We start from the raw sequence: 11,865 nt of genomic DNA, 5'->3' as shown, positions 1-11,865 counted from the left end.
ATTAACTTTTCTATAGTAAAATTCATCAATAATTCATTCATTTGAAATGATATGCAATAGCTCTAAATAAATTAAAATTTCGTATCTTAAATAGATTTGACTGTTTTTTTTTGAGGATTCTAACAGCTTGTTTATTTATAAAAAATCTTTCAACAACTCATTAAATAAAATCGATTTTATCAATTAAAAAAAATTAACAAATGTTTATTTTTTTATCTGTCAAGTTAATAATAATTTTAAAGATTAAGATTTATTGAATCGAAATAATTTTATACTCGCATGAAATATTTTTATTTACTCGCATTATACTTAATTACAGTTACAACTTTTGCGCAATCCAAATTAAAAACAGCCATAAAAAGTCTTCAGACAAATTATGCACAAGAAAAAGTTTATTTATTATTTGATAAACAAGACTACATTGCTGGAGACAATATATGGTTCAAAGCTTATACACTAAATGGATATCAACCAAGTTTGATCTCTACCAATCTAATCGTAGAATTATATGATAAAGATAAAAACTTATTGAACCGAAAATTGGTGCCGATTATAAATGGAGAAAGTGATGGAACATTAAACACAAAAGCTGAACATGAAGAAGGAATTTATTTTGTGAGAGCGTACACAACTCACATGACTTTTTTTCCTGAGCAATTTCAATACATTAATCAAATCAAGATTTTCAATCCAAATTCTAAATTAAAAATCGTTCCAAATCAAAACCTAAAATGGAATGCAAAAGCGCACGCTGAAGGAGGAAATTTTATTCAAAATCAAACGACAAAATTCGCTGTACGATTAAAATCTGACGGAAAGTTACCTAAAAAATGGCGTGGAATTGTTTTCGAGAAAGACAATCCAACCAACCAACTATCAACATTTGAAAATTTAGATGAAAACGTGGCTACATTTTCATTGAGAGCAGAAGAAGGTAAACTCTATCAAGTACAAATAACTGATGACAAAGGAATTCAACAAATTATTGATTTACCTGAACCGAAAAAAGAAGGCGTATTATTAAAAGTTGTGCGTAACAGCAAGGATATTATGATACAACTGAAAAGTATTAATCAAGAAAATCCCTTGTTAAACCATAAAATTATTGGTACAATAAACAATGAACTTGTGATGAGTTCTCAGATTATAAAAAGTATCGAAACCGCATCTACACTTGTCCCAAATGAAGTTTTAGAGAATGATAAAGGAGTTCTCAACATTACCGTTTTCAATGAAAATGATCAAGAAATTGCCAATCGATTACTCTTTATTAATCGCAATGATTTGTATAAAAAACCCGCCATTACTTTCGAAACAACTACTCGTCCACGCGAATTAAATACAATACAACTTGAATCTGATCAAGAAATCAACTTCGCTTCAGTCATTAAAGATCAAAAAGAGAATGATGAAGACAATTTACTTTCGGCTATTTGGTTGTCGCGAGATTTCACCTCAAACATCAGCAATCCTGCTCAATATTTCAAGAACAATGAATATTCTGAAAATTTGGATGCCCTACTTATTACAGAAAAATGGAGAAGATTCACATGGGAAGATATCATCGTAGGAAACATTGTAAAACCTGATTTTGAAACTGATAAACGTTAGTTATCGTATAAAGGAAAGGCGTACATGAATGGAAGAGAATTAAGCGATGCTGAATTGAGTATTATCTACAAAATGCAAGATAGTCCGAAGAATTTTGCTACACTTTCCACTGATTACGAAGGAAGTTTCGAAATGAATAATTTATTCTATTATGGTCCTATGGCGATGAATTATTTTTTGAATTCGGAAAATTCTAAACCCGCTAATAATGGAACATTGACTATATCGGTTGCTCCAAATTATAAAACAAAAGCGTATAAAGCTAAATTACCTGCTACACCTTATGTGTTAGAAGAAATATCGGATGCAGCAAACAGTAAAGAGATTGAAAAACAACATACCTATAAGAAGAATATAAAAATCATTAATGATAAAAGTATTCGATTAAAAGAAGTTGTGGTAAAAGCCGATAGTAAATCTAAAACAATAAAGCTAAACGAAGAATTGAGCAGTGGAATGTTTAAGAATATTAACGAAACAGTAATTGATTTTGTAAACGAACCTCAACCCATCGAAGGTTATTATAACGTGGTTGATTTTTTAGCTGGAAGAGTTGCTGGACTTACGGTTTCTAACGGTATTCCAAAAATTAGAAATGCTGAAGTTAATATTTATCTAAATGAAATGAAAATTTCTCCAGACAACCTAAACGGAATAAACATTCGAGATATTGCCATGGTAAAAGTATTCAAAGGTGCAGGTTTATTAGGAAATGCAATCGCTATTTACACCAAAAGAGGAAGTGATGCGCCAATTGACAACACACCAATGTTAACGAATAATTTGATTCAATTAGGTGGATACAACAATTCGCTCCCATACTTTAGTCTTGATGATTATGAATCTCTATACTCCGAAGTTCCAGATGACATTAGAAGTACTTTATTTTGGAATCCAAACTTATATATTGAACCAGGAGAAAATACATCCATCGAATATTTTAACAACGATAGTCCAGGGAATTATAAATTAACCATAATTGGTTTTGACGAAAAAGGAAACCCTGTTTTCTACGAAGGTAAAATTGAATAAGAATAAAAAAACGTTTTGAATAGCTCAAAACGTTTTTTTTTATTGTTTAAAACCTCGCCTGTACTTGTACGCTTCCGGTATGTATCGGTTTATTCTCTTCCGTTTTTCGTCCATCATACGAAATATTTAATTGCAGAAAACTTGTGATTTGTCGTTGCAATTGCAATTGCCAAACAAAATTATTTCCTGCTCGTAAACCTTCCATCATTTGATTTCCTACAATTGATTCTTGATTACCCACAAATTGATTGTTGATAAAACTAAAACTTCCCAACAAACTCATCTTTTCCGAACTATTCCATTGCAATTCTGTACCCAAATCAGACTGATTTAATTGCTCTTCTCCAGAAACATTTTTCTTATTCTGATAATTATAAAACAACGAAGCTACAATTGATTTCTCCGTTTGATAACTGATTTTTGGCAATAAACGAAGATTGTTTAACTTGTAACGACGACTTGCAAAAATCTCCGAATCGCTATTAATTACCATATATTCTGTGTCAAAACTCGCAATCAAATCTTTTAAAATCTTGTAACGTGTTTGCAACAAATAACTATCCGAATCGCGGTATTCAGAACCTGTATAAACATAGGTTTGGGATTGTTGTTGATTATAAATAAAATTCGTCGACCATTTATATTGTGTGCCTTGATTAAAGAAAATCGATGAACGAATACTTCTTGTTTTCCCTAAAATCAAAGCAGATTTTGTAAAAGGATTCCATTCTAACGTCGAACCTTCTTTGCGTAAAGAATTACCTGCCGAAATATTTTGTTGAAACATCCAACGATTCCAGAATTCATTCTCCGTATTGAAAACCTGTTTTGGACGAAAACGTAACGTAAAATTGAATTGATTTTTATTTGTTTTTAAATACTCTATTGTATTCGTATATACACGAATATAATTTGCTTGATCGATAAATTCTGCCACTTCAAACTCATCAATTTGCTCTATTCCATCTCCGTTATAATCCGTCCATTTGTAAATCCCCATTCCATCCGAAACTTTTACATACTGAAATTCTCGCTGCGGCTCTACTCCACTCCCCACTTCATAATCTACATTTAACTGCAATCCTTGATTGAAAAAAGCTTTGTACCATTTCACATTACCCGTCATAAAATCTTCGTTTGCCGCATCCAAAAATTGATAATTTACTCGTCGATAATGAAAATTTATGCCTAATTGATGATTTTGTTTTTGAATTAGAGATGAATTAAAAATTAGTCCTTTACTTTGTTGAATATTTTGCCAAGTCCCTAAACGAACCGAATCATCTTGACGTTGATAAACCGTTAAGTCTATTTTTCGCCCAATAGAATCTGCAAAACCTCCTTTCAACTGAAACTCATTCCATTTAAAACTCAAATTCGATTTTTCATTTTGTACCAAATCATCGATATCATTATTTTCTCCCCAAACACGCGTACCAACCCAAAATTTAGATCCAATTTTTCGTTTTCCATCAATCATGTAGCGTGCAAAATTGGTATTTTGAAGCGTTGCATTAGTTGATAAAATATTGGCTTGCGCAACAATCTCATCCTTTTCTGTTTTATAATTCGCATCTATTTGATTTCTCAAACCTTTGTACAGGCCTGTATTTTCAAGATAATCAAATGTGTATTGTGCGTTAAATTTTTCTTTCCAAGTTGAATTGATTTTTGCTGTGATAAAATTCTGATTTACGCCACTTAATTCTTGTTCCAAGTTAAAATCACGCGCAAATTCTACCGCACGTAAACGCTCGGCACTCTTGTAGTTTTTGTTGATAAAATTCCATTCTGCATAAGGTGTAATTTTCCAATCGTTAAAAGAAAATGTTTTTTCACCATAAACACGGGTTGCTAATCCAGAATTAGCGTTATCATCAATCGAAGAAAATAAATTTTGATCATAATTACTCAATCCTACATTAAAACCAATATTTCCATTATCTTTCAACTGATATTGACCATTTAGTGTATAAATCTGTAATTTCTTTGGGGAAATCAATTGCTTAATTGGTTCGTAATCGCCTTGTAAAACACCCGTAACAGGTTCAGTAAATTGAAAAACTTTTCCGTTCTGGTTTGCATTTATTTGACGATAATTTCCTTGATTAGCACCGACATACGTAAACGCAACTTGATACAATTCGTCATTTGGATCAGTCGAATATTCAAAAATATCTAAGCCATTTAAGTTCACTTTTCGATATAAAATTCGGTTCGAATCATAACTTATTCTTTCAGCAGAAACAGTGTACATTTTAGCTGGATCATTTCCTGCATTGGCCAAAATTTGTTTTTCATCATCTGTTAAATCATTTCCAAGCGAATTGTTTTTCGAATCACCTTGAGAAAAGAAAAAACCTGACAGTTTTAATCGTTCTGTTTCATACTCAGCTCCACCGTAAAGTAAAACTTGGGAATAATTGCGCGAATTATATAAATACTCGACATTAATACGCGTGTTTGCAGTAATTAATCGGTTCGACGTAAACGAAATTTCTCCCGTATTGTAATTAATAACGTAATCATTTTGCTCTCCTCGCTCTAATTGAACACCATCAATGTAAACTTTTTCACTTCCCGAAATAATTATCACATACAGCTCATTGTTCTTGCCTGAAAGGCGGTAAGGACCTTGATTACCATCTTGTCCTACAAAATTAACACGCATAAATTCGCCTCGTGTAATACTTCCTGAAGCAAAAATAGTTGTCGAAGATTTCTCACCTTTTAATTGCGTGGATAATTGTAAACCTGTTACTTTTTGATTGAATGGATTGAAAAAATCTCGTTCTTGATTGGTGTTAATATCAATATGTCCTGCTCTAATTTTAGAATTTTTATTGGCTAATTCGATGTAAACTTTATCAAATTCTTGTAAATTCTGCGTATAACCATCAGATTCTATCGGAACATTATTGTCCGCTATTGCCGCACTTACTGTAATGTCATCCGATAATTTACCAGACAGCTCCAAGTCTAACGAAGATTGTACAGAGCCACTTTGGTTATTCCCAAAACGAATTCCACGAACCATCGACCCTTTGCTATTTAATCCTTCAAAAATATCTTTGGTTGCTTGCTTTGAATCGGGTTCGAGTTGATAAAAAATGTTAACAGGTTTGTCATCTTTCACAATAATCGACGGATTCTTTGCGTAGAAAACTGATTCGACCAATTTCGGATTGACGAAATATTGAATTCTCACCATTTGTCTTGCTAACGAAGTTGTGAAATAAATTTCGTTTCGATCAAAATTAATTGAATAATGATCTTTTGGAATTGCATGACCTGCAGAATCTAAAACTTGATATTTTTCGGTTAAAATTCCTTTATACTGAAGTTTTATGGTATCTGAAATTAGAACAGAATCTTGTCTGAAATTTGGATTTTTCCAACCAAAATTTTGAGCAAAAACAAAACTGTTTGCTAACCAAAAACTCAGAAAGAATAAAACGCGAAACTGCAAAAGATTTTTAATAAATAACGATATTTTCGGTTAAAAATTTTACTCGAATGTAAATCACTTTTTTTGAACTAAATAATAATCCTTTTGAATACGATCATTATAATTTTTTTGATTTTTTGACGAATGATTTAAATCGACAACGCCAATTTTTTGAAACGAATAATTCTTAAATTGTTCTGCTATCAAAATTGAATCGGATTGATTTGCTAACATTCCAAATTTCGTTTCTTTCGGAAAATTTAGCTTCTTTCCATCATAAATTGCCGGAATAGAAGTGCCATAATCTAACACTATTTCTGGTACAAAACTTTGCGTTTCGTATGTTTTAATCTGATATTGTTTTTCTAATCTATGAAGATTTTTAGCTGATGAATACAGTTCCTCGGAAAATGTTAATTTTGAAAGTGGAAAGCCAAATGCAACAACTGAACACATCAATAATACGGTGGAATAAAATACTTGTTCGAAAGATTTTATTTTTAATCCTTTGAGTATTGATAGACCTAAAACTAATCCAACAACCGCAAACGGAATCGACCAAACCAAAAATTCTGATAACCGATCTTTTGTATAAATAAAAACACCTACAGCGATTACAATTCCAATTAAACCATATAAACCAAAAGCGAAATTTGTAAAATATTTTTCAAGTTTATTGCTAAAGTTTTTAAATTCTAATCTTAAATATTCGATATAAAAACCAATATTCATCGCTAATGGAATTAAAACTGGTAATAAATATCTTGATTTTTTTTCTGGAATTAACGATAATAAAACCACAGAAAAAACCGTCCATAACCATGCAAATTGATAGGCTCTTTTATTGGTTACTTTATGTCTCAGATAAGGATAAATTAAACTTACCAAAGCTGGAATTGTCCACAAACCAGATTGTGTAAAAAAGCTCCAGTAATAATAAATTGGGCGAGTATTGTAACTGTGCCAATTGTTTACTTCTTTTGTAGAAGCTGCTAAAAAGTGCTCAGCATCAAAGTATTTTACATACAACATCCAAGCAAATCCTACAACACAACCCAATATAATCGTCAATAAAGCGATGCTTAAATTTCTACCTAATTTCTGTCTAAAAACTATAAAATAAGCAATTAAAAATGGCAAAAACAAGGCATACAACGAAACTGGACCTTTGCTCATGATCGAACATCCTAAGAAGAAAAATGCAACTATAAAATTGAATAAATTAAATTTAGCTGCTTGAAATTCCTTCACTAAAAAGAAAATTGTACCCATCATAAAACTATGCGTGTACATATCCCAATTGTTATCTCTTCCTGAGAAAAAAACGTAAAACGACGTAATCAAAACCAATGAAGAATTTACAACTTGCTGTTTTGTTAAATCGAATTTTGTTAACGTTTTATAAAACCAAATAACTAATAAAATGGTAATTAAAACAACTGGAACGCGTAACCAAAAGAAATTTTCGAAACCAAAAACATTTCCAAATACAGCTGTAATCCATGTTGGTAAAGGTGGTTTTTCGTATCGAGGTAAACCATTAAGTGTAGTAAAAATCCAATTTCCATCATTCACCATTTCTCTCGCAGAAATTATATTTCTCGCTTCCATAATGTTGGTTTGTAGAACATCTAAGTTGACAAACAACATCAAGATTGTCACAATGATTAAAAATAAAACTGAATTTTGTTTAATCCACTGAACCATTTTTTTCTTTTCGTTTGATTAATATATTTCGAGCATAAACAATGAATCCCATAAAATGCCCAACAAATAAAACGGGATCTTTTCGGATAATTGCATAAATTAAAATCAATAAGGACCCAGATAAACTAATTAACCAAAATCCCATTGGTAATTGTGATTCATTTTTTCTTTCAGAATAGAGCCATTGATAGATAAACCGAAAGGTGAAAAGAACCTGAGAAACAATCCCTAATGATAACAACCATGTCGGAATTTTTTCGTTTTTAAATAGTAAATCTACATCAAAAATACCGTTATTAAATCCATACAAAACAATTAACACAGGAAAAATATACAAGAAAATACGGACAATTTTCGGGAATTCGTGCCAATGATTTTGCAACTGTATGTTTCTGATATAAATGTAATATGTTAGCGTTTGACCTAACATAATCGAAAAATCATGACGCAAATAACCATATAAAAATAAAAGTACAGAGGCAAAAAGACTAATTTCCCAAAACAATTTTGGTGTAAGTACTTTTTTATTTTTTTCGGAAACAATCCATTGCAAAATTAGCCGACTTGAAAAAAGCGTTTGCGCAATAAATCCAATGCTAATTATAATCCAATTTGACATTATGCTCCTTCTTGAATCTTATAATTGATGTATTTTTTCTTCATCCAAACAAATGCAAAACAATCCATCAAAGGACCTAATAGACGGTTCCATAAATTGAATTTCGATTCGCCTGCAATTCGAGGAAAGTGTTTTACGGGAACTTGAGTTACAGTTCCGTTTTGAAGTAGAATCATAGCTGGTAAAAAACGATGCAACCCTTTGAACATTGGAATCTTTTTCGCTTTATCAGCATTGATAACTTTTAATGGACAACCGGTATCATCCATTCCGTCATTTGTAAAAGCTCTTCGGATTGAATTTGCAATTTTAGATGACATATTTTTCACAAAAGAATCTTTACGATCTGCACGAACACCCGTAACCAAATCATATTGATCTGCTAAACCTAAAAGCTTATTGAAATCTTCGGGAGCTGTTTGTAAATCTGCATCAATATAACCTACCCATTTCGAATGTACAGAATCAAAACCAGCTTTTATTGCAGCTGACAATCCATAATTTTTATCAAAAGATATGTAGTGAAACTTCTCGTTTCTTTGGCAGATTTCTTTGATTAATGGTAAACTTTTATCTTTAGAACCATCATTAATCAGTAAAATTTCAGTTGATTTTACAGCGGTTTTTACATACTTATTCATCTCATTTTCCAAACGTAACAAATTATCTTCTTCGTTATAGATTGGAATAATAATTGTGAATTCTGTTGACATTTATTTAATATTTCAAAGTTCAAAGCTATGAAATATTAAATAAAAAATAAGACATTAATGCTTAGACCAACTTGTTTATTGTCAATTATTTAAATATATTGATTATTAAACAGAAAGTAGTTTATCCATTTCTTGAATTATACGATTCTTATCTTTATCGCCCTCACTTACTAAAACTACTGCATTTCCTTCTCCGTAAGGTTTATAGCGTTTCAAAAAACTTTCACTTTTAAATAATCCGATTGTCTTTGTTGGAGCAGCACAACTTAGATGCATCATTCCAGAATCAGCAGCAATTACAAATTCACAATTTTTCATTACTGCAGCAATTTCTCTTACATCTTTGCTATAAAAAGTAGGAAGTTTATGTGTTAACATTGAAATGTTTTCGACAGGTAAAATCTCAATTAAATTATATTCTTCTGAATATTTTGGATAGAAAACCTCATAAAATTCAGTCCACCAATCGGCTACATAACATTTCGTACCTGTTGCATAGGTGAAAAATGCTAATGTTTTTTTTGCTTTATTTTTAGTCAAATGATCAAGCGTTTCTTTTCCTATTTGAACCTCTTTTTCTGTTAACTGAATATCTAAAGATGGAATGGGAGAATGATCATGCTTATTTTTAAATAATTCTTTAAATTTTCTCAATTGATAAACTGGATATTGTGCTTGATGAAGTTGATTTTCTTGAGTTGTATCAAGTTCAAATTCACTCCCAAAAATTTTATATTTAGAATTCGCAAAAGAAGTAGAAAGTCGACCCGAAGAAGAATTTTTATCAACATTAATGACTAAATCGTACTTTTTTTGTTTGATTTTCATCCACACTTTCGCGTAGTTAATTAATTCTTTAAAAGGTTTTTTGGGTAATTCTATTATTTGATCAACTTGTGGATAATTTTCGAAAATAATTGGAGCAACCTTTCCTTTTACAAATAAATCGATTTTCACCTCTGGAAAATCTTTTATAATTTCTTGTACTAAAGGTGTTATTAACAATAAATTTCCTAAACGTTGGTTAGGTCTGTTTATCAATACTCTTCTTAATTCAAGAAGTTCATCTTTTTCTATTTTTGGCAAATTTCCATCGCCAATACCTCCAGTTAATCCACGCATTATTGTACGTCGAAAATGATTGATTGATTTCTTAAAACTCATTAAAGAATGTTCGTTTGAAGATTACTTATATTGCAATCTAAAATATTTCACGAAACTATGTAAACTATCGGTAATTACAACTATTTTTTTCAAAAAAAAGACCTCATTTTAGAGGCCTTTGCATTATTTTGTTTTGGTTGGACGAACTTCTATTTTACTTGGTAAAACATTTGAATTCATTTTTAACAAATCAACTATCATTTGTCCTAAATCTTCGGGCTGAATTTTCCATCCATCTTCAGAATTTGGGACATGATCATTGAAGTGAGATGTTACAGAACCAGGCATGATCGTTGTACACTTGATATCATAATTTCTTAAATCTAACATCGCTGCTTGTGTAAACCCTACTACTCCAAATTTTGAAGCATTATATCCAGCACCATTGGCAAAAAAATTAGTTCCTGCTAAAGATGCGATCGAAATATAATAACCTTTTGACACTTTTAAAGCCTCAACAGAAGCTTTTATTGTATGAAAAACACCTGTTAAATTAGTGTCTATCATTGCGTTCCAATCCTCTAAAGAAAGCTCATCTACTGGTGCAAATTTCCCTAAACCAGCATTCGCGATGACGATATCCAATCGACCAAAAGCAGAAATAATTTGTTCTACACCATTTTGCTCATCTTCGAAATGTCTAACATCTGACTGAATAGCCAAAACATTATCTTTTCCTAAGTATTCGCGTGCTTTTTCGACATCATTTATGTTTCTTCCTGAAATAGCAACTTTAAGTCCATTTTCAACTAAAACTTTTGCTATTCCTAACCCAATTCCTTTTGTTGCTCCTGTAATATACGCGACTTTATTTTCTATATTTTGCATTATAATTATTTTTGATTTAACCAATTCCATTTGCCATCTTTTCGGTAAATATAACCGCCTTCTTTTGCATTTTCTTGATGTACATAAATTGCATCATACTCTAAAGTTACAATTTCATTTTTAGAAACGCCATTTAAATTACGCTTTATTCCATCTTTGTAATTAGAATAAAGAGGCGTTCCTTTTGGAATCATCATCAACGTTCCGAAATCATAATTTTTAATTTTGAACGGATCTTTTTCTCCTCCTAATCCATAAATCTGACTCCCTTTTTTCAAATTATTGACTATATACAGACGCGTATATCCCTTTGTATCAATCATTCGATATAAATAATCAACCACACCATCGCCAAAAAAATCACCTTTTATCGCAAAACATTTGTAAGCAGTTGCCAAATAAAATTCGTTAAATGCAGGATGTGTAGCAATCTCTGTTTCGAACTGATTGATAAAATTTTGTTGTGTAATCAAATAGCCACTAAATGTGTACAAATCATTTTGTAAAACGGCTTCATTCACTCCTTCGTCCAAAATTAATTTAGAAGAACTGATATCAATTTTTACCCAATTTCCACTTTTCGCTTTTCCACTATCTTTGATAGAAAAAGCTTCTCCTTTTTCTAAAATTTTAACAGGATAACCATATGGAATTTTTCCGACACGTTTGCCATTTGGAGCAGTTCTAATCGTCAATCCTTCTTGTGCAATAACTTGATAAATTTCTTGCGAAAACGCAATTGA

9 protein-coding genes are annotated in these 11,865 nt (G+C 31.2%); 2 read left to right on the top strand and 7 right to left on the bottom strand.

The window, feature by feature from the left end; translation table 11 throughout:
* Positions 1–279 precede the first annotated feature (279 nt).
* Positions 280–1,611 carry a hypothetical protein gene (locus tag Q0616_RS07185; protein WP_298776118.1) on the top strand — a complete coding sequence of 444 codons (1,332 nt, stop codon included), beginning with the start codon at positions 280–282 and terminating at the stop codon, positions 1,609–1,611.
* Between the two features lie 24 nt (positions 1,612–1,635).
* Positions 1,636–2,643, top strand: coding sequence for a hypothetical protein (locus Q0616_RS07180; protein ID WP_298776116.1), 1,008 nt, complete (start codon positions 1,636–1,638; stop codon positions 2,641–2,643).
* Positions 2,644–2,689: 46 nt separating this feature from the next.
* Here Q0616_RS07180 and Q0616_RS07175 read toward each other — a convergent pair whose 3' ends face one another.
* The 7 genes from Q0616_RS07175 to Q0616_RS07145 all read right to left on the bottom strand — a co-directional run.
* Positions 2,690–6,112 carry a hypothetical protein gene (locus tag Q0616_RS07175; RefSeq protein ID WP_298776113.1) on the bottom strand — a complete coding sequence of 1,141 codons (3,423 nt, stop codon included), beginning with the start codon at positions 6,110–6,112 and terminating at the stop codon, positions 2,690–2,692.
* A gap of 54 nt (positions 6,113–6,166) precedes the next feature.
* A complete protein-coding gene (locus tag Q0616_RS07170; protein WP_298776110.1) occupies positions 6,167–7,798 on the bottom strand; it encodes a glycosyltransferase family 39 protein in 1,632 nt (543 codons plus the stop codon).
* Complete coding sequence (locus Q0616_RS07165; RefSeq protein ID WP_188319319.1) at positions 7,782–8,417, bottom strand: lipid-A-disaccharide synthase N-terminal domain-containing protein; 636 nt, start codon at positions 8,415–8,417, stop codon at positions 7,782–7,784. The genes Q0616_RS07170 and Q0616_RS07165 overlap by 17 nt, the downstream gene beginning before the upstream one ends.
* Positions 8,417–9,130, bottom strand: a complete 714-nt coding sequence (locus tag Q0616_RS07160; RefSeq protein ID WP_188319320.1) for a glycosyltransferase family 2 protein — start codon at positions 9,128–9,130, stop codon at positions 8,417–8,419. The genes Q0616_RS07165 and Q0616_RS07160 overlap by 1 nt, the downstream gene beginning before the upstream one ends.
* Before the next feature lie 105 nt (positions 9,131–9,235).
* Positions 9,236–10,294, bottom strand: coding sequence for a glycosyltransferase family 9 protein (locus Q0616_RS07155; RefSeq protein ID WP_260541793.1), 1,059 nt, complete (start codon positions 10,292–10,294; stop codon positions 9,236–9,238).
* 123 nt (positions 10,295–10,417) lie between these two features.
* Complete coding sequence (locus Q0616_RS07150) at positions 10,418–11,122, bottom strand: SDR family oxidoreductase (RefSeq protein WP_286482961.1); 705 nt, start codon at positions 11,120–11,122, stop codon at positions 10,418–10,420.
* A gap of 5 nt (positions 11,123–11,127) precedes the next feature.
* The coding region (locus Q0616_RS07145) for an SH3 domain-containing protein (protein WP_298776101.1) at positions 11,128–11,865 on the bottom strand (738 nt) is incomplete at its 5' end.

The sequence above is a fragment of the uncultured Empedobacter sp. genome (genome assembly GCF_937930195.1).
Lineage (GTDB): Bacteria > Bacteroidota > Bacteroidia > Flavobacteriales > Weeksellaceae > Empedobacter > Empedobacter stercoris.
Note: the sequence above shows the minus strand (reverse complement) of the source record. Positions and strands in the feature narration are given on the sequence as shown.

Bases quoted from the DNA above. Each gene is read 5' to 3' on its own strand.
- Q0616_RS07185 (WP_298776118.1), top strand. From the start codon at position 280: ATGAAATATTTTTATTTACTCGCATTATACTTAATTACAGTTACAACT.
- Q0616_RS07180 (WP_298776116.1), top strand. From the start codon at position 1,636: ATGAATGGAAGAGAATTAAGCGATGCTGAATTGAGTATTATCTACAAA.
- Q0616_RS07170 (WP_298776110.1), bottom strand. From the start codon at position 7,798: ATGGTTCAGTGGATTAAACAAAATTCAGTTTTATTTTTAATCATTGTG.
- Q0616_RS07165 (WP_188319319.1), bottom strand. From the start codon at position 8,417: ATGTCAAATTGGATTATAATTAGCATTGGATTTATTGCGCAAACGCTT.
- Q0616_RS07160 (WP_188319320.1), bottom strand. From the start codon at position 9,130: ATGTCAACAGAATTCACAATTATTATTCCAATCTATAACGAAGAAGAT.
- Q0616_RS07155 (WP_260541793.1), bottom strand. From the start codon at position 10,294: ATGAGTTTTAAGAAATCAATCAATCATTTTCGACGTACAATAATGCGT.
- Q0616_RS07150 (WP_286482961.1), bottom strand. From the start codon at position 11,122: ATGCAAAATATAGAAAATAAAGTCGCGTATATTACAGGAGCAACAAAA.